This window comes from Glaciimonas immobilis, assembly GCF_011947285.1.
Taxonomy (GTDB): domain Bacteria; phylum Pseudomonadota; class Gammaproteobacteria; order Burkholderiales; family Burkholderiaceae_D; genus Glaciimonas; species Glaciimonas immobilis.
The window spans coordinates 548,611-570,975 of sequence record NZ_JAAOZT010000006.1; the positions used below are offsets into that span (position 1 = coordinate 548,611).

At 49.2% G+C, this 22,365-nt stretch carries 18 protein-coding genes and 1 pseudogene; 12 read left to right on the top strand and 7 right to left on the bottom strand.

Translation table 11 applies throughout. From position 1 onward, the window contains the following. The 8 genes from HAV38_RS11500 to HAV38_RS11535 all read left to right on the top strand — a co-directional run bounded on the left by HAV38_RS11500 (nt 1) and on the right by HAV38_RS11535 (nt 10,967). Nucleotides 1–1,509 carry an oligosaccharide flippase family protein gene (locus HAV38_RS11500; RefSeq protein WP_168055480.1) on the top strand — a complete coding sequence of 503 codons (1,509 nt, stop codon included), beginning with the start codon at nt 1–3 and terminating at the stop codon, nt 1,507–1,509. After that, nucleotides 1,506–2,726, top strand: a complete 1,221-nt coding sequence (locus HAV38_RS11505; protein ID WP_168055482.1) for a glycosyltransferase family 4 protein — start codon at nt 1,506–1,508, stop codon at nt 2,724–2,726. Before HAV38_RS11500 ends, HAV38_RS11505 begins: the two co-directional genes overlap by 4 nt. After that, nucleotides 2,726–3,499: a glycosyltransferase family 2 protein gene (locus HAV38_RS11510; protein ID WP_168055484.1), complete on the top strand. Its 774-nt coding sequence runs from the start codon at nt 2,726–2,728 to the stop codon at nt 3,497–3,499. The genes HAV38_RS11505 and HAV38_RS11510 overlap by 1 nt, the downstream gene beginning before the upstream one ends. Then, complete coding sequence (locus HAV38_RS11515) at nt 3,430–5,289, top strand: right-handed parallel beta-helix repeat-containing protein (protein WP_168055486.1); 1,860 nt, start codon at nt 3,430–3,432, stop codon at nt 5,287–5,289. The genes HAV38_RS11510 and HAV38_RS11515 overlap by 70 nt, the downstream gene beginning before the upstream one ends. Nucleotides 5,290–5,604: 315 nt before the next feature. Beyond that, entirely contained in the window at nt 5,605–6,810 is a 1,206-nt protein-coding gene (locus HAV38_RS11520) for a glycosyltransferase (RefSeq protein ID WP_168055488.1), read from the top strand. A 317-nt stretch (nt 6,811–7,127) separates the two neighbouring features. After that, nucleotides 7,128–8,321 (top strand): glycosyltransferase family 4 protein, encoded by a 1,194-nt coding sequence (locus HAV38_RS11525; RefSeq protein ID WP_168055489.1) that lies wholly within the window; start codon nt 7,128–7,130, stop codon nt 8,319–8,321. Nucleotides 8,322–8,588: 267 nt separating this feature from the next. After that, nucleotides 8,589–9,704: a glycosyltransferase family 4 protein gene (locus tag HAV38_RS11530; protein WP_168055490.1), complete on the top strand. Its 1,116-nt coding sequence runs from the start codon at nt 8,589–8,591 to the stop codon at nt 9,702–9,704. A gap of 99 nt (nt 9,705–9,803) precedes the next feature. Next, nucleotides 9,804–10,967, top strand: coding sequence for a DUF1972 domain-containing protein (locus HAV38_RS11535; RefSeq protein WP_209216721.1), 1,164 nt, complete (start codon nt 9,804–9,806; stop codon nt 10,965–10,967). A 160-nt stretch (nt 10,968–11,127) separates the two neighbouring features. Here the strand turns inward: HAV38_RS11535 and HAV38_RS11540 are convergent, their stop codons facing one another. From HAV38_RS11540 to HAV38_RS11570, 6 genes are all read right to left on the bottom strand, one after another. Next, entirely contained in the window at nt 11,128–11,763 is a 636-nt protein-coding gene (locus tag HAV38_RS11540; protein WP_168055491.1) for a phosphatase PAP2 family protein, read from the bottom strand. Nucleotides 11,764–12,028: 265 nt separating this feature from the next. Further along, nucleotides 12,029–12,517: a phosphohexomutase domain-containing protein gene (locus HAV38_RS11545; RefSeq protein WP_311734809.1), complete on the bottom strand. Its 489-nt coding sequence runs from the start codon at nt 12,515–12,517 to the stop codon at nt 12,029–12,031. A 300-nt stretch (nt 12,518–12,817) separates the two neighbouring features. Further along, nucleotides 12,818–14,236, bottom strand: a complete 1,419-nt coding sequence (locus HAV38_RS11555; RefSeq protein ID WP_168055493.1) for a mannose-1-phosphate guanylyltransferase/mannose-6-phosphate isomerase — start codon at nt 14,234–14,236, stop codon at nt 12,818–12,820. Between the two features lie 194 nt (nt 14,237–14,430). Continuing rightward, nucleotides 14,431–15,846 carry an undecaprenyl-phosphate glucose phosphotransferase gene (locus tag HAV38_RS11560; protein ID WP_168055494.1) on the bottom strand — a complete coding sequence of 472 codons (1,416 nt, stop codon included), beginning with the start codon at nt 15,844–15,846 and terminating at the stop codon, nt 14,431–14,433. A 522-nt stretch (nt 15,847–16,368) separates the two neighbouring features. After that, on the bottom strand, nt 16,369–17,100 hold the full coding sequence (locus HAV38_RS11565) for a response regulator transcription factor (RefSeq protein WP_168055495.1): 732 nt from the start codon (nt 17,098–17,100) through the stop codon (nt 16,369–16,371). A gap of 327 nt (nt 17,101–17,427) precedes the next feature. After that, on the bottom strand, nt 17,428–17,853 hold the full coding sequence (locus HAV38_RS11570; RefSeq protein ID WP_168055496.1) for a response regulator: 426 nt from the start codon (nt 17,851–17,853) through the stop codon (nt 17,428–17,430). Nucleotides 17,854–18,470: 617 nt separating this feature from the next. Here HAV38_RS11570 and HAV38_RS11575 point away from each other — a divergent pair. From HAV38_RS11575 to HAV38_RS11590, 4 genes are all read left to right on the top strand, one after another. Beyond that, nucleotides 18,471–18,860: a response regulator gene (locus tag HAV38_RS11575; protein ID WP_260326359.1), complete on the top strand. Its 390-nt coding sequence runs from the start codon at nt 18,471–18,473 to the stop codon at nt 18,858–18,860. Next, a complete protein-coding gene (locus HAV38_RS11580; RefSeq protein WP_168055498.1) occupies nt 18,857–19,300 on the top strand; it encodes a hypothetical protein in 444 nt (147 codons plus the stop codon). Before HAV38_RS11575 ends, HAV38_RS11580 begins: the two co-directional genes overlap by 4 nt. Further along, nucleotides 19,290–19,640, top strand: coding sequence for a hypothetical protein (locus tag HAV38_RS11585; protein ID WP_168055499.1), 351 nt, complete (start codon nt 19,290–19,292; stop codon nt 19,638–19,640). Before HAV38_RS11580 ends, HAV38_RS11585 begins: the two co-directional genes overlap by 11 nt. A 1,079-nt stretch (nt 19,641–20,719) precedes the next feature. Further along, nucleotides 20,720–21,952 (top strand): ice-binding family protein, encoded by a 1,233-nt coding sequence (locus tag HAV38_RS11590; RefSeq protein ID WP_168055574.1) that lies wholly within the window; start codon nt 20,720–20,722, stop codon nt 21,950–21,952. Nucleotides 21,953–22,090: 138 nt separating this feature from the next. Here the strand turns inward: HAV38_RS11590 and HAV38_RS11595 are convergent. Beyond that, nucleotides 22,091–22,231: pseudogene (locus HAV38_RS11595) on the bottom strand (IS5/IS1182 family transposase); the annotation flags it as partial. Nucleotides 22,232–22,365 lie beyond the last annotated feature (134 nt).

The following is a 22,365-nucleotide window of genomic DNA, read 5'->3' on the forward strand; positions in this document are numbered from 1 at the left end:
ATGACGTTAATACGCAATGCTGGATTCAATTTTTTGGGAGCAGCTGCTCCTGCTGTACTTGCTGTTGCGACCATTCCTTATATTATTTCGGTTCTAGGCACCGGAGACTATGGACTGTTGATACTGATCACATCCATCGTGGGTTATTTTGCGTTACTGGATATAAATATTACAGCAGGGTCTACCAAGTATGTGGCGCAATACCATGCCTCCGGCGATACCCACCGTCTAAATGAAACAATCTGTTTTGGCCTCCTTATCTATGTAGGTATCGGTGTTGTCGGAATGATGGGCCTGTTTTTTTCTGCACGATTTTTAGTGGCGCATGTATTTACAGTATCGGCTAACAAACAGGCTGAGGCCATATTAGCGCTTCAAATTGCTGCGTTCGGCTTTGCTACCGGACAAGTGCAAGCTTATGTGCAGAGCCTACCCGGTGCTTTGATGCGGTTTGATATATCTGGACGAATCGAAGCTGTGTTTGGCACCATGGTGCCGCTCGCTACAGTCGCCTTGCTTTATTTTGGATTTGATTTGGTGGACCTGGTGCTTCTTCGCGTGGCTATGAGCATATTGCAGACCGTCGTCGTATGGCGAAAGCTGATCCAGATTATGCCGTTTATTAACTGGGCAGTGCCCAGTATTGAAATTCGCAATACTTTGCTATCGTTTAGTGCCTATTCTTTTCTTAGTAAATTGGCAGCGCTGACTTATAACACTGCCGACAAACTCATTATAGGAGCTAGTGCTGGTGTCACAGCATTAACATTTTATGTCGTACCTGCTACGTTGGCCAATCGCGTGATGTCGCTGGTGTTCCGATTTTCAGGGGTAATGTTTCCCCATGCAAGTGCGCTGGCCGAACAAGGGCGTCTGGTTGAATTGAAGCGCGATTACTTACTGGCATCCCGATATATGTTCTTTATTAACGGCGGAATCGCGTTAATGCTGGCCACGCTTGCCCATCCCATCCTGTCGTTATGGATGAGTACGGAGTTCGCCCGTGTCGGCACTACAGTCATGGTCATGATCGCCTTTACACAATGGATTGATTCTTTGACTAATTTGCCGACACTTATTAATGATGGCATCGGGCATCCAAAGATTAGTGGAATATTTGCCTTGGCGCGTGCCGTACTTGGATTGGGTCTGATTTTTTTAGGCGTATGGCGATATGGAATAGTAGGTGCAGCCGGTGCTCATTTGCTAGCGTCGGCCGTGATGTCCTTATCATTTGTGATTTACGTTCATGGTCGTACGGTACCCGTATCGCTTAACAGTTTGTTTTATGAAGCATATTTGGTGCCGCTAATTGTGCTGGTACCTGTAGGGATCGTTGGGGTTTTATTGACGTCCTTTGCAAGCCGTGGATGGTTGAATCTTCTGGCCTGTGGAACTCTGATGGGATTATTAATATTAGTGGGTGGCATTTGTAAAGTTTGCCTTCCACAGCACCGTAATATCGTTTTTTCCCGGCTCGCACTATTTTGCAAATCGAACCAGATATGAAAATTTTATTAGTTTCAGAGGACATTCCATCAAAGACACTCGGTGGCCTGGGCAAGCACGTTATAGCGCTGGGAAATGCCCTTATCGCAGCCGGACACGAAGTTTCTTTGATGGGTTGTGACACACCGAGCTATATTTTATGCGCTGAGGAAATGGGATTCCAGGGCAAATTTATAGCGGCTTTTGGAAACCCTTTAAGGGGCTGGAAAGAGTCACAACTCGGCTTTTTTAATTCGTGGAAGCGTCCTTACTTTGCCAAAAAAATGGCTAAAAAAATCCAGTCCTATGCGAAGAGTTTTGACGTCGTGCATTATCACGGGCACCAGCCAATGGTCGGCCGTTATATCGCGCCTTGGGTGAACTTTGTCCAAACCCGACACGATCAAGGCGGTGACTGCATTACTAACGTAAGGTTTAGACATGGTGAAATTTGCGTCGAGCGTTCTCCTGCAGAATGTGCAAAGTGTATTCATCCCAGCCCTGGCTTGGTACATACGAAACTTAGTGCGCATGCAGTGCAACGCTATCGCGATGAAACTTCGGCCGCTTTCGAATTGCATCCAGTCGTGTTTGTATCAGAATTTTTGCGAAAAAATTATGCTTTAACGATGCCAAAAGTATTACTCGAAAAGACTATCGTTATTCACAATTTTGTTAACGAGGATTTACTGGGTGAGAGTTTGTTCACAAAACAAACTGAAATGAACACCACAACGTTTCACATTCATGTCGCAGGGCGACTCGATGCGGGGAAAGGCATCTCTACCTTCTTGGATTTGATTGAGCCGAGATTGCCTTCAAATTGGCGCGTAGATGTGTATGGGGATGGTCCGCTACGCGAAATGATAGACGCAAAGTATGTCGATAGCTTGGTCCGGATACACGGATATTGCTCATATCCAGAAGTGGTTGCTGCCACGCGCAATGCCAATGTTGTGGTTGTCCCCTCAATGTGGGAGGAGGCTTGCGGCACCACTATTATCGAGGCTTTACGGTTAGGAAAAATTTGTTATGCGTTAAGACGAGGTGGTACCTCTGAACTGGCAAGTTATGGCCAAAGTAATCAACTTCGGCTATTCGATGATTTAACCACTTTAACTGATGCACTACTTACCGCTAATGACTTTACAGATCGGACGGGCGGTGAATCTGCCGACGTTCGCCTGCATGTGCTAAAGCTCTTGCCAGTGTATGCGCGTAACAAAAGGAGTGCGTGATGGAGCTAGTATCCAAACCTTTCGATATGCCGCGATTTTCGATAATTACAGTTTGTTACAACGCGTTAACCGTTTTACCAGATACGCTTGCTTCATTAAAGGGACAGTCCTTTGATGACTATGAATGGATAGTAGTTGATGGCGCCTCCAATGATGGAACGCTAGATTGGTTAACCATCCAGTCTCCTGATATTTTTGTCAGCGAGCCTGATAAAGGTATTTATGATGCCATGAACAAAGGCATTGCCATGGCCACCGGCGATTGGCTGTTTTTTTTGAATGCAGGTGATCGCTTTGCGGATTCTGGTGTGCTTCATGACATAGCCGCAGCCATCGATGCAGCCAATGTTCTTGCCACCCCCCCAGAGTTGGTTTATGGGGATGTTATTTATTTTGGTATGCAGGGTCAACGTCGCAAGCGCTTCAATTGGCTCACGCGCCATCGTTTAATCTTTGGTGATTTATGCCACCAAGCTGCTTTTGCTGCACGGCCGTTGTTCGCAAACCTTGGTAATTTTGATATCAGCCTGCGCTACAACGCAGATTTTGACTGGTTTGTCCGGGTTTTCAAGGCACAAAAGCCGCTGCTATATGTGCCGAGGGATATTGCACTTTTTCACGATGCGGGCACCCATGTTACGAACCATGTCAGTTGTGAATCAGAACGTGACGGTGTACGCGCGCGGTATTGTCCGAGACCTAAATGGGTACTTGGTCACTTGTTGTTGCGCGTAGAGTTAAAGCTAAGGCGCATGTTTGGACAAACCACATGAGAAATGCGGTACAACAACCCAAAGTTTCATGGTTGTGGTTTGCCGCCGTGATGCTGTGGCTGTGTTGCCAGTCAACATGGTCAATGGACTACTACATTTCAGACCAGGGAAGTGACGCAGCAGACGGACTTGCCGCGCAAGCTAATTCAGCGTTGAGTAGTACTGGTCCGTTTGCTACATTCGCGCCACTCATGAAGCTTTCGTTAAGGGACAGCAACCGCATTTTTTTGGCTTGCGGCCAGCGTTTTCAGGGGCCATTACAGTTGTCGCTCCAAGGAAGTGCTGCCACAAACTTGGCAATCAATGGGTTTGGAACCTGTAATCCTGGTCAGCGCCCTGTGATTGATGGTCGGTTACCGGCTGAGTTACTGAACGGTACTGGTTTAAAAACGATAAAACAGGAAAAGCCTGTAGTGCAGGTATTTTCAGGCAATACCCCGATCCTGCGAGCGCGATTTCCAAAAGAAGGATATTTGATTTTTACGCCGGAAACGGTGAGCGCGTTTGATCGTATTCCTGCTCATTTGTCATTGAATGGCAAGGATGTAGCAGGTTCCGTCCTTCACGCTCGAACGCAAGAATGGTTTATCGAAGAAAAAATTGTAAATGGGGTTGGTGGTTTGCTTGACTCGCCTTTGCAGTATCCATTGCGGCCTAAAGCGGGTGCCTATCTGACTGGCAAAGCCTGGATGATCGGGGAGGAAGATGGATGGGCCTATGATCAGAGCAGGCGGTCTCTAACTGTACGGAACACAAAAGCCCAGCCGGTATCGTTGGTTTCTGCCGGACCTCTGCTACAGATTACCGGCAAAGGGTCTGTATCAATCAGGGGAATTGCATTCGATGCTGCGGGTGGCGATGCGATCAGTTTGAAATTGGATAGCACCGCCATTATTAGCGATGTAGTGATTATGCGCGCTGCTGGCAATGGTATTTCGATTGCCGGTGCCAGTTATGCGGAAGTTACCAATTCACGTGTACAGGACGTAAGGCTGGATGCAATATTTTTTGCGGAAGTAGCGCGGGTTATGGTATCGCACAATAAGATTGTTAATGCCGGTCTTTACCTGGGGCCAGCACCTAGCCTTGCTGCCATCAATGCTCATCGAACGCAGGCTGCGACTATCGATCAAAATGAAGTCTCGGGATCATCTTATATCGGAATAAGATTTTCTGGCGATGCGAAAATACGCAGAAACTTTATCAAAGGAAGCTGTCGCTATATGAGCGATTGTAGCGCCATATATACATGGAGACAAAATGTGGAAGATCGCCGCCCTCCTGTCGAAGTTGCCGGTAACCTCATAGTCGATGTCAGGGGTGATACGAGCGTGAAGTTTGGTGTTACGGACTATTTTTCTGGAATTTATCTCGACGAATTTACAAGAAATGTCAACGTTAAAAATAACGTGATATTTGACGCGAGCCAGGGTATTTATCTGCATAATGCGGTCCAAAATATTGTTGAACAAAATATTATTGGCGGTACCGATCAGCCCTTATTGGTTTCCATAGTTTCAGGTAATTTTCCTGACGGAGAACTGCTTTTTAATAGCATAAAAAATAATGAAATTTTCACTAAAAAGGTTGTCTGGTCTTTCGTTAAACAGAAACCTGTGTCGGATCAAATTACACGCGACACCTTAATGGAAATACGATTAAAAGTGACATCAGAAAAAAATAATGGTGCAAATGAATTGGTGCTTGGATGTAATTCAGTAAAGAATGCATTTCTTTCAAATAACGAAGATCCTACGCGCTCATTAGCATTTGTGCGGCGTTGCAAATAAATGTCAAATAACAGAATACATTTGAACGTACTACATGTGGAATGTAAGCCATACAAATAATTTTAAAAGAATGGCTTTTAAGGCTTGCTCCGAGCCATCCCTTATACGCAGTTAGGGAACTAACCGGAATTACACACAAATTTTGCCCCTTTAGTGTTAATTCACTTTAGAGACTTGTTACGTTTAACGCGAGTTAGTTTTAGTTACTGCGGTCATAAGAGAACATTGCATCAATAGCCGGTTTTTGCTGTTTGACACATCAAAATCTCATTTAAAGCCACAAAGATGCAAAGCGTATCTTGTTTGGAGTAATTCATGCGAATAGTCGTACTTTCTCCCGATATCCCGTTTCCTGCGAACAGGGGCGGGCGCGCCGATATATGGCGTCGTATTCAGGCCATGTCTTCATTAGGACATGAAGTCATGCTTGTCGCATCGATTAACAGCGAACATGATTTTCCTTCCAAGGAAGTGCATGACGTCATTGCAAGCGTAGTTACGACGCAGTTTCTATATCCAATCAAACGTAATTTTGTCTTAACCGTCAAGCGACTGCTTGGATCTTTTTGGCGTCCTTTGCACACCGCAACCAGGGTGCCAGATACGCACACGTATAACAAAATGCTTGAGTCCGTTCGCACGTTCAAGCCCGACGCCTTGTGGTTAGACGGGCCTTGGCTCGGCGTACTGGCGGAACGATTTTCGGATGCTTTTAAAATTCCTCTTCTTTATCGCTCGCATAATGTGGAGTCGATATATATGCGCGGTCAAGCCTGCGTTGCGGTAAGGCGGCGCGACAGACTGGCACTACATCTTTCTTGTATTGGCTTAAGAAATTTTGAGCAAAAAATTTTACAGCGTGCCACTGCAGTTTTTGATATCTCTGTTGATGATTTGAATTTTTGGAAAAAAAAGGGAATGCAGCATATGCATTGGCTCCCACCTCTTCCTGAGCTCGCCTTCAGAGGAAAGCCAGAAAACACTTTTCCTTGCGATCTGGTTTTCGTCGGTAATCTTGCAACACCGAATAACGTTCGTGGCGTGGAATGGTTAGTCAACGAAGTCTTACCATTAATACGTGAACAATTTCCGAATATTTCCTGCCGCATAGTGGGATCAAACCCGACCATGTTTGTTCGTCAAATACTCCAGAAGGTTTCGAATGTCGAGCTTTGCGCAGATGTACCAGATTCAACTCCTTATCTTTTCGGTGCCAGGGTACTGGTTAATCCTGTCATGACAGGTAGTGGCGTGCAGGTGAAGATGTTGGATATGTTGATGACTGATACATCTATCGTGACCACATCTCAGGGTACGCGCGGGCTACCTTTCTCTTTTAAATTATTGTTTCGGATTGCCGATGGCACTGTAGCGTTTGCGAAGGCGGTATGTGAAGAGTTGCATGCTTCCTCCGTAAGCGCTGCCGACCGCGCAGAAGCTCGGGAAACATTTTCGGTTGCCGCCGTCGGTCATGCGCTTGAGGTAGGCGTCCCACAATGGGTTAGAGCTACGGGTGTTTAATAATTTTTGTTAGAGCTTACCCGGTCACGCATGGCAAGTTGGCCAATTTAAAAATATTATTATTGATTGCTACCGGACGATCTTCTGGTGCTTACGGAAGGGTCGGATGTTAGATTTTCGATTGAAAAAGTGGATGCAATTGGCAAAAGAATTGATGCAATGTCCTTTTAAATATTTTGTTTGTAAAGGCACCAGAAAGGGTAGTTATATCTCTTCTATTGGGAAAAAAATTACTATTTCTTTTATTGGAAATGCGTAAAAGCAATTTGACGGTTAAGGTAATTTTGGTTGGCTGGAGTTCGGAGACGAGTAAGTAAATGGAATTCAAAGCAAAAAAATTGCGTGTATTGGTCGTCCATTCATCGGCCGAGCTATATGGATCGGATCGCTCACTACTGGATTTTGTAAGAAATCGTAATCCCGATATGGAGTTCACGGTTGCCTTGCCTGAACATGGGATTCTGGTCCGGGAACTGGAAAACGCGGGAGCAATGGTGATAGTGGGGGAGGTATGCAAAATAGAACGTGCGATGTTATCTCCGCTTGGTATGTTAAGACTTACCAAGCGGGCTGTACGTTCTGTCTTTTTTCTAACCAGAGTACACCGCAACATTAGTTTCGACCTCGTGTATTCGAATACGGTTGCGGTGATGGGTGGTGCATTTTGTGCCCGCTTATGGCGCATTCCCCATGTCTGGCATGTACGCGAACTGCTAGAAGGATCAAGAGCGCTTACTTGGAGTTTTCGCCATCTGGTGGCAAAACTGTCTGCGGTAGTTGTTTGCAACTCCGCCCATACTCGGGATTGGATCAGCGTCCCTAGTGCAGCAGAAAAATATTGCGTCATCTGGAATGGTTATGAAGCACCTGAAGTTAAAGTCCACCGTCAGATTGAGCGAGCCAGCCTAGGTGCCGGAGAGCGCGACATTCTGTTTGTGCTAGTGGGTCGTATCAACGCCTGGAAAGGTCAACAACTGCTGGTGCATGCATTTTCGCGATTGATTGCTAAAACAGCTTGTAGCGGTCGGTTGGCCATCGTTGGTTCGGCGCCCGTTGGGCAGGAACATTACGAGCGGGATCTGGACGCCTGCATCACGCGCATGAATTGCGCTGAGCGGGTAGTACTGATTCCCTATCACGCAGATATTGAACGGGTATGGATTGCTGCCGACATAGTCGTCGTGCCGTCTACCAGCCCTGAACCTTTTGGTCGGGTAGCCATTGAGGCTATGGGGTTCGGCCGACCGGTCATTGCTGCGGCCCATGGAGGGCTTTTGGAAATCGTGGTGCATGGCGAGACGGGTTATCTGGTGAATCCCTGTGATGTGGACGCGCTTGCCGCGGCGATGGAGAAAATGATTAACGACGCGGATTTACGGCAACGCATGGGGGACGCAGGTCGCGCTCGTCAGCTAGAACGATTTTCATTAGCTGCCTACGAGACGCAAATGAATGAAGTGATTTGGTCTACCTCGCACAATCGACAACGAAGCCGTACACCAACATCCTAGGGAAGAAAAAATTGTGAGTAATTTAGTGCAGATTTTACATAGCCCCGGCGCATGCAGAATCCCTGCAACGCGTAGCGGCCTCAAGCGTTTTGCTGATTGCCTTAAACTTTATTTTGTAGCTCAGTGGTGGCAGATCGTGGCCGCTTCGATGTCTTCATCCTCTAACCTGGCGGCCTTGCGCTGGCATGGGAGGTTTCGTGTTCAGGAGGGTTTTATTTGTGCGGATATTTTGCTGCTAAATGTGGCCTTATTTGACCGGAGTGCTCTATGAGGCTAAAAATTGGTATTGATTTTCATGTTTTGGATGGGAAATTTCAAGGCTCCCGCACGCATGTGCTGGAATTGTTTTCCAGGCTAATTGCGCAGTCGCCGGATATCGATTTTTATCTCTTTCTCGATAAGCCTGAATTATTACTAACCTTGTCTTCAACCTTTTCTGCATCAAACGTACATCGTATCAGGATGCCTCAGGCTAATCCGTTAAAAAGACTTTATTGGCAGCTTCCCCGGCTTGCTCGTAAGTACGAACTGGATATCCTTCATACGCAATACATTCTTCCGTGGCCATTGTCTTGTCTTGGAATAGTGACTATTCATGACGTGTTATTTGAGACACATCCAGAATACTTTGAGTGGATATTTGTTCTGCGTTCCCGCGTATTGATGCGGGTAGCGGCAAAGTATGCCGCGCATGTATTTGCGGTAAGTGAATTTTCGCGTTCAGAGATTAAGCGACTATATGGCATTCCTGAAAGTCGTATTTCGGTTGCGTTAAACGGAGCGGATTTCACGCGTTTTATTCCCGGCAAAGAAGGTGAACACTTACTGAAAAAACGGGGATTAGTTTCGGGGGGCTATATTCTTTCTGTTGGTCGTCTGGAGCCACGGAAGAACCATCGCCTCTTGGTAGAAGCTTACGCAATGCTCGATAAGGAAGCATTACCCCTTGTACTAATTGGACAACCGGATTTTCAGTTTGACGATGTTTTCACTACGATTACCCGGTTAAATCTTTGGGGTCGCGTACATGTTTTCGAGGATGTCTCCGATATCGAACTCCCGGTGCTTTACCGGCATGCCTGTTTGTTTGTCTATCCCGCTTTTGCAGAGGGATTTGGGATGCCCCCACTTGAGGCAATGGCTTCTGGGGTCCCCGTCATCGTGAGTAATACAACGGCTATTCCCGAGGTTGTCGGTGACGCAGGAGTGCTGATTTCTCCGTATGAGGTCGCTCCACTGGCCGCGGCCATGAAGCAATTGCTCGCTGATCCGTTAGAACGTATTCGACTTTCTTGTGTTGGCCATGAACGGGCATTGTCGTTCAATTGGGACGCGCCAGCACGTCAGGTACGCGAGCGCTACCTAGCAGCAATGGGGCGCTAATTGCAGTGCGCTCCCGTTTGCACTTGCCTGAGTGATGTAGAAAACATTGAGTAAGTCGTGTAGAGCAGCATAAAAAATTCTTTTTTGGAGTAAGAAACTATGAGTGGTTTGGTTCGGACCCTACGTATTCTCGGTACGCGTGGTATTCCTGCAGCGCACGGTGGCTTTGAAACTTTTGCCGAACATCTCGCCCTATATCTTGTGGCACAAGGCTGGCGCGTGGTGGTGTATTGCCAGGAAGAGGGTGCTGGAACAAAAGTTGAGGATGTATGGCATGGGGTGGAGCGCGTTCGTATTCCGGTGGCGAAAAGCGGGTCCAGATGCACCATGATATTTGACTGGAAGGCCACTGCGCACGCTTCCAGGCGTGGGGATTTGTGTCTCACGCTTGGATACAACACGGCGATATTTTGCAGCCTGTTGCGTTTGAAGGGCGTGCCTAATCTGATCAATATGGATGGGATCGAATGGTCGCGCGTCAAGTGGGGAAAATTAGCCAAAATCTGGTTCTGGCTCAACGATTGGGCGGGCTGCTGGCTTGGAAACCATTTGGTGGCCGATCACCCGCAGATTAAAACTCATTTAGAGTCAAGGGTAGCGGCCGACAAGATCACTACCATCCCTTACGGGGCCGATAGCGTGACCAGTGCGCCGCTTGCGCCGGTGCTTGCGCTGGGGTTGGAGTCGGGTCGATTTTTGACCGTGATAGCGCGGGCCGAGCCGGAGAATTCAATTCTGGAGGTGGTACAAGGTTTCTCTGCGCGACCACGCGGCTATCAATTGGTTGTTCTGGGTAATTACCAACAAGATAATCCCTATCATCAGTCGGTGTTAGCTGCTGCCAGCAATGAAGTACGTTTCGTGGGAGCGATATACGACAAAACGGTGGTACAGGCCTTACGTTTTCATAGCGCCGCGTATGTGCATGGCCACCAGGTGGGGGGCACCAACCCTTCATTGGTCGAAGCCATGGGTGCGGGTAATGCGGTCATCGCGCATGACAACCGTTTTAACCGCTGGGTGGCGGGGGATGGCGCAGTGTATTTCAACGGGGCCACAGACTTCGGTCACGCTATGGATGCGCTGGTGGCAGATCCGGCAAAGCTGGCAGACTTGCGCCGTCATGGGCAGCGGCGCTTTCAAGACGCTTTCACCTGGCCGGACGTTTTAAAGCAATATCAACACTTGCTCGAACGGTATCTTCCGATGGGCGATACCATTCCTGATTCAGATATTGAAGAAAATGTAACTGCTGTTCCATAGGAAAAGAGAACCAATAATCCAGTTTCCTGGTGTATCAGTTTCATCAGGATACGTACCTCGCACTCGCCGGTTTATGGGAAAGAAGACGATCCGGTAGCACCGATTGTGTCTCTGTTAGCTGCTCTGTTGCGGGCTGCACGTGACTGCTGGGGTGGCCTGATTAATCCGATTCTAACCCGCAACACGCCGTCTTCCCGGAGTATCCCCGTTCAAACGGCTTATCATGTCTCGATATTAGCAGGGAGATAGTGTTGAGCCACCTTTCGGTAGGCGCCGGATTGGCCATCGGGGCTGGTATCAATACCACCAAACTGAGCACGATTAGCCAGCGATGCAAGACGGGTTTGGGGAAAGTGCGGGAAATCCAAATAAAGCCGATACTGACACATGCGCCCAGCAGGCACCCGCTGACGACTTCTGACATTGAATGTACATGCACGGCCAGCCGCGATATGCCCATGAATACGCCCAGAGCCATCCCCAATATGACCCCGGATATACGGGTAGCGACCGTCGATTTTTGCAATAGCAAATAAAACAGTACGGGCATGACGGCAGTCGTACGCATCGCGTGGCCGCTGAAACCGGTGAAATCGAGCGTTGGAATACCTATGCCCCAGCCGATGAAAGCGATTTTGCTAAGGGTAACAAGCGCCAGTCCGAGCGCGAGCAAGAAACACCACCAGAGCGCCATACGCCATGCGCGTGCACATGCCAGCCATGCGGCACATGCTGCTGCAAGCGGTAACATTACCGTGGTATCGGCAAGTTGGGTGATACTTATCCATGGGAGCATACGTTCAGGCGGGCTTTGATTTCCGCGATCAGGTCAGAAACATTTACGCATTGATGAATCATTTGAAGCTGCCTCATCCGGTAGCTGAGTATACCGTTTTAATGGAACCCGATCTTCTGCTGCTGAAAACAAACTGAGAGGCGAGGTTCTGAAAAGTCAGGAGAGGGAAATTGAAAGGGTCGCCACTGTGCAGCGTTGCTTGCGACCGAGGTGGCAACAAAGTTTGAAAATACGGTCCCGCACATCTTCCTGTGCGGGCGCTGTACTAATAGGGCAGGATTGCATGCGACCGGGCTTCCAAAATCAAGCGCTTGAGTTCGTTCTGGATGCGCATTACTCCCTCAGCAGTTTCTGCCTCGAACCGTATCACGGTTACCGGTGTCGTATTCGAGGCTACTGCCAGTCCGAAGCCGTCCGGGTATTCGACGCGCAAGCCATCGATGGCGATCAATTCGACGGCACCGGGGAAGACCGCTCTGCCCAGCAGGTCGGAGATGAGTGCGAAATTTTCGCCTTCGGCAAGTGCAATATGCAATTCCGGTGTGCTGACCGATTGCGGCGATAGGTTCAGCGTTGCTGACGGGTCGTCAGTGGCGCTTAGTAGTACCAGCGGTCGCGTGCCGGCGTACATGCCGTCGTCAAAACCATACCAGCGATCTTTGAAGAAAATATGCCCGCTCATTTTTTCGCCTAGCGGTGCCCGGATCGCGCGCATTTGTGCCTTGACCAGCGAATGCCCGGTCTGGCACATCATCGGCTTGCCGCCACGTTCGGCAATCCACGGCGCCGGGCGGCAGGTACATTTTCGTCGTATAAATGTTGGCGTTGGGGTGACGTGACAATAAGTCGATGCTTCACACCCGATGGTCAGAGTTTATGCGTTCGCTGCCGACAGTAACGCCGCCGCTGTATCGATTTCAAGCGCAGCTACACTGTGGGCGGCAGGTATGGCGGCCAACTTAAGCGGTAAACCCTGCAGCAAGCGACGAAATTCCTCGCCTACTTGTGGGTGCTTCAATGATTTTTAGTCTGCTGGTTCAGCGCATTTTTAGTTTCAGGTACGACCATATCTATCCTCCAGGCGCACGATATCGTCTTCTCCTAAATAGGTGCCGGATTGTATTTCGATGAGTTCAAGTGGGATTTTTCCGGGATTTTCCAGAGAGTGGACAACGCCGACCGGAATATACGTGGATTGATTTTCTGTCAGCAAATAAACTTGTTCGCCGTTGGTAATCCTGGCAGTGCCAGTGGCTACTACCCAGTGCTCAGCGCGGTGATGATGCATTTGCAGCGAGAGCTTGGCACCTGGTTTGACGGTAATGCGCTTGACCTGAAAGCGTGGGCCCTTGCCGATGGAGTCGTACGAACCCCATGGTCGGGCTACTTCGCGGTGCTGCAAAACCTCGGGGCGTTGGGTGGTGCTTAGCTTTTCAACCAGCTGCTTGATGTTTTGCGCATGGTCTTTGTGCATGACCAGGACGGCGTCGGCAGTTTCTACAATCACGATGTCGCGCAAACCGATGGCGCTGACCAGGCGGGTAGTACCATGCACCAGACAATTATCGCAATCTTGCAGGATCACGTCGCCATGGGTGGCATTGTTATCGGCGTTTTTCGCCGCAGCTTCCCATACCGCTGTCCATGAACCGATATCGCTCCAGCCAGCATCAAGTGGAACGACGCACGCATATTCGGTGCGTTCCATCACTGCATAATCAATCGCCTTATCCGGGCTGGCGATGTAGGATGCGCTGTCAAGCCGGATAAAGTCTAGGTCGTTTTTTGCCAGCGCTAGCGCATTCTGGCAAGCGGCGACGATCTCTGGATGAAAGCGCGAGAGTTCTTCCAGGTAGCGGCTGGCGCGGAATACAAACATACCGCTATTCCAGAAATAATTGCCGCTGGCGAGATATTTTTCGGCGGTAGCACGGTCCGGTTTTTCGACGAATTCCAGGACCGGCTGGGCTTGGCCGGCAGAGGCGGTGCCGGCGCGAATATAACCGTAACCGGTTTCAGGCCCCAGCGGGCTAATGCCGAAGGTGACCAGCTTGCCTTCTTCGGCGGCCTGCTTCGCTATATTTACCGCGGCGCTGAACGTGGCCTGATTTTTGATCACATGGTCGGACGGCAAGACCATTAAAATAGGATCATCGCCGTGGGCCATTGCTTGCAGCGCTGCCACCGCAATGGCGGGGGCCGTATTGCGGCGCATCGGTTCAAGCAGGATGTTGGCGTCAGTTATGCCGATTTCCCGTAGTTGTTCGGCGGCAATGAAGCGCGAAGATTCGTTGCATACCAGTAGCGGGGCGCCCATCCCGTCAATTTTTCTCAGTCGCTGCATGGTTTGCTGTAGCAGCGTTTCTTCCCCCAGCAGTGGCAGAAATTGTTTCGGATAGGTGTCGCGCGACAAGGGCCACAAACGCGTGCCAGAGCCGCCGCATAGTACGACGGGTATAAGAGGAAGACTCATGGGATTCGATTCGAAAAAGAGTAAAGAATTCTGTTAATGCTATTTTTGCTTCATCAGGTCAGCCTGGAAGGTCGTAAGGGGTCCCTGTTTATATCGGTGCAGTGAGCGTTACGGCGACCACACGGTAGCGTTAAACGCGTTTTTAATTGTTAAACGATGTTTCGTGCGCGACAGGCCCCGAAGGGGCGGGACTATTAATAAGCGTTACTACCCGTCCATCCCTTGAAGGCGGTCCAGATCACGATCCGTAAATCCATCAGCAGCGACCAGTTGTGGATATAGTGCATGTCGAACTCTACCCGCTTTTCCATCTTGTCCAAGGTATCGGTTTCGCCGCGCAGACCATGAATTTGCGCCCAACCGGTAATGCCGGGCCGGACCCGATGGCGCGCCATGTAGAGTTCCAGAATTTCTTCATATTTGACATTGTGTTGCAGCGCGTGCGGTCGTGGGCCAACCACCGACATATCGCCTAACAATACGTTGATGAACTGGGGAAGTTCGTCCAGGCTGGTGCGTCTTAAAAATTGTCCAAACGGCGTGATGCGTACGTCATTCTGTGTGGCCTGGCAAAGTTCCCCGGTTTCCTTGTGCATCGTCATCGAGCGGAATTTGTAGACCATGAATTTCTTGCCGTTAAAACCTAACCGTGCCTGCTTAAAAAATATCGGGCCGGATGAAGAACATTTGATTCCTACTGCAATCACAGCAAATACAGGCAGCAACAGGGTCAGCACTACCGTCGCAAAGACTTTATCGAAAAGATGTTTGATTACGCCGCGCATGCCATGCGAAACCGGACGATTCAATTCCACCGTGGCAAGGCCGAGGAAGTCGACCATCTGATGGTTGACCATCTGGAATCCCAGCATATCGGGAACCCAGCGCACGTCCACTAAAGCATTACGCAGCAGGTATTGCAGTTCGAGCAGTTGCGCCGATGCACTGATCGGCAAGGTTATCCAGATTTCGTGGATATCGTTTTCTTGCAGATAATCGTTGATTGCATCCAGGCTTTTGATGCATGTAGGCGAGTTCGCGTCGAGATCTATGCTTGCCTGGTCTGCTGGGTCGGCATAGATGGCGGTCACGTCATAGCCATAGCCATGGTGTTGCAGCGCGCGCTTATGCATTTCCTGACCGGTGCGGCCGTAACCTACGATCATGATCCGTTTGCTATTCAAACCCCGCCTGCGGATGATGCTGAGTACGCCGTGGGTAAATATCTTGTACAGCGATAAAAACACGAAACCGGTCACGTACCAGTAAAGCAGCCACAGTCGCGATAATTCACTGGCCCGGTGAACGAAAAAAGTCAACAGCAGACCCGCCAGCAAGATCATTGCCCAAGAGGTGGCGAAGCGCACAAACATCTGCGGCATGAGGCGCCCGCGGGTGCTGATTCCTTTTTGAGGAAATCCAAATAACACCATAGCGCAGCTGAGGTAAAGTAAGACGAGATGCACCGGTGGAATCGGACCGAAAGCGCTGCCGTAGCGCAAATAATTGGCTAGCAATGCCGCGCCCGCCAGGACTACCACGTCGATTAAACGCCGTAATAGTTCCAGTTCAAAGGCTTGCTTGAAAATAAGGCCGCTTGAAGTTGGCATATGATGTTAAGTCCCTCTTGGTGACGGTTGCCGGGTCGTTGTGCAGCAAATGTTCGTAATTGGTCGGGTGACGTTTCTGTTTACACCATCCCGAATTACTGCTTTGTCGATGTGCTTTTGACGGCACTCAGGGGGAAATATGATGGGATACTTTTCGTGACAGCTTGTAGCAAGTTTGAGGCGTTCAAAGTGTCAGCAACTCTACGAATTCTTACGATTGCTGACATTTACATAAGAAATGATGATTTTTGGACGCGGGGTGTTGGGAGGTACGGTTATTGACACAATTGTTGCATGCGAACCGTTAATGCAAGTGCTCCCCGGATGGGGATGGAAGGCGGATCGTGCCAGAGTGGGAAGCCAGGGAGGAAGTGGCGATGCCGGGGATTGAGTAGCGGAATAGGAAGGCGGCCTTGTCTTTTTCCAGGCAAGGCCAGTGGTGGTTAGCAGCCAGATTTCAAGCCAGCACTGTTTAAGCAGAATGGCGCCGAGGGGGCGGTGCAGCGGTGGTAGTCGGCGCTACTATTCTCGGGTAATGGGATCGGCAAAAATATAGCCCACCGAGTGGGCTACCTTGATCGGCTGGGAGGATCCGTAGGACTTGGCAATTTTTCTTCGCAGCCGGCTGATCACTGCCTCCAGTCTGCGTTCATCGTAGGCCAGCGGATCTTGCTTGAGTGCGGTTGAGATGATTGCACGCCGGCTGACGGGGCGGCCGTCACCTTCGGCCAGGATATCGACCAACAGGGTTTCGAGATGGGTAAGCGTGATTTCAGCACCTGATGGAGCGATCAGTTTCCATTCGGTTCGGACAAACCTCCATGGCGTGCTGCCTTGCACTTCTACATTCAGATTCAAGCGGCGATACAGGCTATCGATGGAAGCGCTAATTTCCCGTGGATTGGCCGGTTTGGTGATGAACATATCGGCGCCGCTCTCGAGTCCGTCGACACGCGCCTGCAAATCACTATGCGAGGTCAGCATGATAATTCCCAACAAGCGGGTACGCTGCATGGTCCGTAGCTGCTGGGCAATCATAAATCCATTATCGCCCGAGAGCTCGACATCGAGTACCACGATATCTGCAGGTCTCTCCAGGAGGTCTCGGTACAGGGCAGCGCTGTCGTGCACGCCTCTGGCCTGATAACCGCGATTGAGGAGACTGAGGACTACTATTTCGCGGAAAGCATCGTCGTCCTCTACCACGACAATGCGGATTCTCTTTGACGTAGTGTTTTTAGCCTGCGTATACATTTGAAGCCATCCAATTATGTGCGCTGTGAAAGTCTTACGGTATTTCGGATGCCAATATCCGTCAATATCGAATTTCGTCAAACATGACATTATTGCATAATAGGAAGTGTGTTTTATGCACAGTTTTCTATGAACTTAGTAATATTTAGTAAACGCTACATCAGCCTTCCTCGCTAGCGTCGGCTAGTGGATGTGACGAGATTGCCCTCCACAAGCGGTCCTGCTTCCGCGGCAAGAGTGTTTAGGCGGTGTGCGAGTGACCTGTGATTGTGCATCATTCGGGGCGGGGTTGCGGGTCTGTGCAACACCCGACCTGCCATGCGTACTTTATTGCTTTATCCATTTTTCGCTTTTATTCTTTATTAGGTTACGCGGGGTAACGGGCGATAAATTCTTTTTCCGAATATACGCAACGTTGGGCGTTAATCCGCCACGGTTTTTAATAACGGGCTCTTTTAGTCCGGAGTTAACCACCATTGGTACATCGTGATAAATGGGATCGAGTCGTAAAATATTCATTGTCCTGAAATTATCGAGTCCGTACATATCAAGGTCGGCGATGATGATGTCATGGCTCTCATCATAAGCAGCATGGATGAGTTCTTGACGGCCATCGTCGGCAATGATGAAGCGCACTTCCATTAAATCTGCCAGCGCATTCAACAGAGAACAACCAGCAAGGGGTTGTCTTCCCCCTATCACTACGGTACAAGGCGACGTTGTGGACGCTTCAGTATTAATGATCTTCACCATCTAGCGTTATGAGTCGATACCGCGAGGGTAGGGCGAATATCTTTGCTTTATTAAAAAAACAACACTGCAAAGTAGTTTGCCAAAAATTTATTTAACATAATTGACAAATTTAATAAATTTGATAAAATCGGCAATTGTAAAAATTTGTTTAAATAACAATTTTACTATTGTATATTAATTAAGTAAAAAATTCATATAATAAAGTAAGCCTAAATACCGAAAGGCAGACGTGACCTGAAGGTTATGCTAAATCGAGTCATGCGCAGGCAAGAATGCCATGGTTGATCTGCGAAAAAAAATGCGCCAGTCACATTGCCGGTTTTAAGTACATCAGCTATTTGAATGACTAGCGCTACAGTAAAGCGTTGCCGTTGAGCTTGCTTCGTGTGTATAACCCGGGTCGCCCGGGATGTTTGAATCTAAGGTGCATTCTTTAAGAAATTCGGCATTCGAATCGTTTCCAGGAAAGCAGGCCCGGAAGTGGCGAGTTGGGATAGAAATAGTGGAGTTACGGTAATGAAATCAATACATGGCGAAGGAGTAAGCGCAAGGGGAATACTCGGCCGATGTGTCGCGCCCACCTGCACGGGTAGTTGCAATCGGCGCTTCGACGGGCCATGAGGCGCCGCGGACTTCCGGTTGTAGTGGTCGAAGATAACCAGATGAATCAGCAATTGTTAGTGTTTCAGTTAAAGCGTATTGGTTTCGAGAAAATAATTGTGCTGCAGGACGGTGAGAGCGCGCTTACATGGCTTTCTAAAAATGAATGTCTGGTGCTATTTGCCGATTGCCAGATGCCGAATATGGATGGGTATGAAATGACCAGAGAAATCAGACGAGAAGAAAAAATGACCGGTCGACATCTCCCTATTATCGCCATCACTGCAAGTGCAACGGAATCTGACAAGGCACTTTGTTTCGCATCTGGCATGGATGATTATTTACCGAAACCTACCCAAATTGCGGCCATACGCCGCATCGTTGCATGCTTGATTGCTAAAGTATGATTATCGCTGGCGTCTATCATAAAGTGCAACCCGCCATTGATATCGATATTTTGCGAGATTTTGTCGGTGCCGATGCGGAGATCCTCGTATATTTTTTAGGGCGTTTTTTTGAAACATTACGTGACGGTATGCTGGATATGCGACGCATGCATTTGTTGCAGCAATGGCGGGATACTTCAATCCTTGCCCATAATCTCCGGACCTCGGCCCTGGCTATCGGTGCATTTCAATTTGCGGCGCTGTGTGAAGCGATGGAAAAGTTAGCGGTGGTACCCAGCGTTAATGGAATGACCCCGGCTAACGATCCAAGAGTCTTGCTCTTCGAGCATATTGGAAGAGCTTTTGGTGATGTGGAAAAAGCGGTGAGCGCGGCGCTGCCTGGACTGGGTTCTGTTAGCGCGACCATGCCCAGATTGGCAAGGAATAGCGATGCCTTCTAAAGCGCTGATCGTTACCGATAAGGCGGTCGAAGCAAGCGCTTTGCACAGCACCTTAGCTGATCAGGGCTTGGCTGTCTGGTCGAGTTGGTGTGCGCCGCAAGCGCTTAGGATATTTGCGGGTGAGCGTCCGGAGGCGTTACTTTTGTCGTTTTGGCACGTGCACCTGGCCGCGCAATTTATTCTTATGCTGAGTCGGAATGTAGTGATTTTTTATCGGCTACATGCCAGATATTATTACTTGGCCGTGACGATCAGTTGTTGTCGGCAAAGACCCTTTACACCGGTGGCCCATTTGATGCCTGCCTTCCCGCTCCGCCATTACCCGATGGGATGGCACTAAAAATAGCAGTATAAGCGGCGATCAAAAAAAGGTTTTTTGTCATTAGCGAGCGAAGCCTTGCGCGCGCCGCTGAAATAAAATTAATTTTAATTATCGACGACGAGACCTATGGGAGCTCTTCCAGAGCATACGCTGCATAGCAGCGGCTATGATGTGATGCGCGCGCCCGATGGCTTGCAAGTGCGAGCCTTGTTGCGAACTGTGCACTATCTTTGACCTTGCTCGCTATCGTTTTACCTTGTATCGACGGTATTTCAGCTTTGACCCCAATAAATAATTGCGAATCGTTAAGCGCGATGCCGGTCATCGTCCTCACCTTGCTAGCGGTGAAAGAAGTAATCGATAACGATTAGAAATACAAGGTGCCTGGTTTGCTGTGCAAGCCGGTCAATAAAGCTACTTTGCTACGCAAGATTAATGCGTGTCTGTTTCCTGCAAACGTATCTGCGCTTCATTGATGCATGTGGTTTTGTGTGTGACCGGAGCGTGTTTTGGCATCGATAAGGAATGCATTGAGCGCTACCACCCGATTAACAATTCGACCTTGATGTCTGATGTGACAGTTTTAAGGACACATTCGATTTGATAGCGATTTGATCGTTGACCCCCCTTGGTAAACATTAGATATCGCCGCGCTTTCAGGTGTAGCGTTTTAAGGTGCATGACAGAATGTTGATTTGTTGAGCCGCCACAATCATCAGGTGCGACCGCTGCGGTCATGCCGACATGGGTGGTGTTAAAAATTGAGACAAGCGTTTAAGTGGAAATTTTGCTTAACTAAGAATGCGCGATGCACGTATTTTGAGAAGGGATGAAACATACCAGAAAAAATCAGACAGTAGGCAATGTAAAAAATTATAAATGAGCAATTTTTTGATAACTTTTTTTGTTATTATTGAAAAATCACAATTCGCTTGTATCAGGGAAAAAGTTAAGAGTTAAGGATGTCGATCATCTTCAATAAGTGAGGAGCCTTTGTAACCGGAGTTCAGGTTTCAGCCGCGCAAAGAATCGATGTAATTACTTTAAACAACGTCCCTCAATAAAAAGTAGTAGTAGTAAATTAACTTGCGAATAATATGAAAACGATCAAATTAGCACTGCCTTTGTTCATCTTGCTTGCCTACACTCCCGCCCATTCCCAAACTGCTACGACTGCTACCATGTTCGATTTGAACGCGGATAGCCTGACAGTTTTTGCAAATACTTACGCAAGTCAGGGTGCCAATTCCATTGTTTACGGGAACGTCTTATCCGGCGATGTCGCCACCGTCGGTGCCGCCGGGACGGTCTATGGTAATGAAGTTTCAGTAGGTGCCAACACTGCTGGTGGTGCGGCTTCAAAAGTCACCGGAAATATCTGGTCCGGTGGGGTGCTGACTACGGGCCAGAGCTCCATCACTGGCGGAAGTTTGAAGTCCAGCGGTGCGGGAACCATAGGGGACAGTGCGAACGTAAGCGGCAACATGACATCGGGCGGTGTCACTACGGTTGGTGCAAACGCTGTTCTGAAGGGAAATTTGCTGTCTGGAGGCACTGCCACCGTCAGTGCATCGGGTACGGTCCTGGGCACTATCGGAGCAACCGGCCTGATTACTGCACCAAGTTATACCGGAACAAAAACCACGTTAGCTTCTTCTCCTATCGTGCCGTCAGATTTTAAAGCATCAATCCAGAACACTGTCACCTCGACCGCGGCACAAGTGACTACGGCGCAAACCGCGTTTGAAAAGATGGGAGGGGGTACGCTGCTGACACCCACGCTGGTGACCAGCGGGTCACTGACGCCCGGGGTGTATAGCGCGGCCAGCCTGTCAACGACTGCCGGTACGACCCTTACTCTTGATGGGGGCGGTAAGGCCAATCAATTTTGGGTTTTTAATATTGCTGACATCCTGGCGTTCGGTGGCACTACCAATATTGTGCTGTCCAATCCCGGTGTAGGGGACAGCGTGATCTGGAACGTTAGCAACGGATATGCATCGCTGGGCGATGGCGCGCATGTGATCGGCACAATTCTTGCCAGGACTTACATTAGTGTAGGTGCGAATGCAGTGGTTACAAGGGCGGATACGGCTTCCTGCGGCGGCGTATTTTCGGCAACTTCGTATGTTGAAGCAGGTGACACGGCTAAAATCGGCGGAAGCGGTTGCTCAGGCACAGGCATAAACGCTCATTTTGGAATAGATGGTGGCACTGCAGTCCACCTCAGCGCGGTTACCTCACCAGTGCCAGAACCGGGCACCTCCGGCATGCTATTGGGCGGCCTGGCATTAATAGGCTGCATGGTCCGTGCCCGCAAGCTCTCATAACTCGCCAACTAAGCAATAACTGGAGAGCCACAGAATTCGGAAAAATAGTACGCTAAGGATTTTTCTCAACTCTGTGCTCACCCTAATGCTGGTCGCCGCAGGCCTGAATCATGGTGCCAATTTATGCCACACGAATGGCGCTGCTGCACCGCATGCCGCAATCGCGGCATGGCAGCCTTTGGTGTCATACGCACCATCCCCACTGACGGCGATAATGGTTTCTGTAGCTGGAATTTGGCCGGGTAACTTTGGTAGCATCAGTGCGTCACCGATGCTGTTGGAAACTCTGGGTGGACTTATGCAACAAAGCCGTGCCACGCTACAAAACTATGCCGACGCATCGCGCAACATAGCCGGATGGGCGGCGAGAGCGGAAGTATCTCGCCGAACGCAGAGGCAGCAATAAACTCACT

Coding starts and splice junctions, on each gene's coding strand:
- HAV38_RS11590 (WP_168055574.1), top strand. CDS start 20,720: ATGAAAACGATCAAATTAGCACTGCCTTTGTTCATCTTGCTTGCCTAC.
- HAV38_RS11505 (WP_168055482.1), top strand. CDS start 1,506: ATGAAAATTTTATTAGTTTCAGAGGACATTCCATCAAAGACACTCGGT.
- HAV38_RS11565 (WP_168055495.1), bottom strand. CDS start 17,100: ATGTATACGCAGGCTAAAAACACTACGTCAAAGAGAATCCGCATTGTC.
- HAV38_RS11575 (WP_260326359.1), top strand. CDS start 18,471: ATGAGGCGCCGCGGACTTCCGGTTGTAGTGGTCGAAGATAACCAGATG.
- HAV38_RS11585 (WP_168055499.1), top strand. CDS start 19,290: ATGCCTTCTAAAGCGCTGATCGTTACCGATAAGGCGGTCGAAGCAAGC.
- HAV38_RS11510 (WP_168055484.1), top strand. CDS start 2,726: ATGGAGCTAGTATCCAAACCTTTCGATATGCCGCGATTTTCGATAATT.
- HAV38_RS11520 (WP_168055488.1), top strand. CDS start 5,605: ATGCGAATAGTCGTACTTTCTCCCGATATCCCGTTTCCTGCGAACAGG.
- HAV38_RS11560 (WP_168055494.1), bottom strand. CDS start 15,846: ATGCCAACTTCAAGCGGCCTTATTTTCAAGCAAGCCTTTGAACTGGAA.
- HAV38_RS11500 (WP_168055480.1), top strand. CDS start 1: ATGACGTTAATACGCAATGCTGGATTCAATTTTTTGGGAGCAGCTGCT.
- HAV38_RS11535 (WP_209216721.1), top strand. CDS start 9,804: ATGAGTGGTTTGGTTCGGACCCTACGTATTCTCGGTACGCGTGGTATT.
- HAV38_RS11555 (WP_168055493.1), bottom strand. CDS start 14,236: ATGAGTCTTCCTCTTATACCCGTCGTACTATGCGGCGGCTCTGGCACG.
- HAV38_RS11525 (WP_168055489.1), top strand. CDS start 7,128: ATGGAATTCAAAGCAAAAAAATTGCGTGTATTGGTCGTCCATTCATCG.
- HAV38_RS11540 (WP_168055491.1), bottom strand. CDS start 11,763: ATGCTCCCATGGATAAGTATCACCCAACTTGCCGATACCACGGTAATG.
- HAV38_RS11530 (WP_168055490.1), top strand. CDS start 8,589: ATGAGGCTAAAAATTGGTATTGATTTTCATGTTTTGGATGGGAAATTT.
- HAV38_RS11580 (WP_168055498.1), top strand. CDS start 18,857: ATGATTATCGCTGGCGTCTATCATAAAGTGCAACCCGCCATTGATATC.
- HAV38_RS11545 (WP_311734809.1), bottom strand. CDS start 12,517: ATGATGTGCCAGACCGGGCATTCGCTGGTCAAGGCACAAATGCGCGCG.
- HAV38_RS11570 (WP_168055496.1), bottom strand. CDS start 17,853: ATGGTGAAGATCATTAATACTGAAGCGTCCACAACGTCGCCTTGTACC.
- HAV38_RS11515 (WP_168055486.1), top strand. CDS start 3,430: ATGGGTACTTGGTCACTTGTTGTTGCGCGTAGAGTTAAAGCTAAGGCG.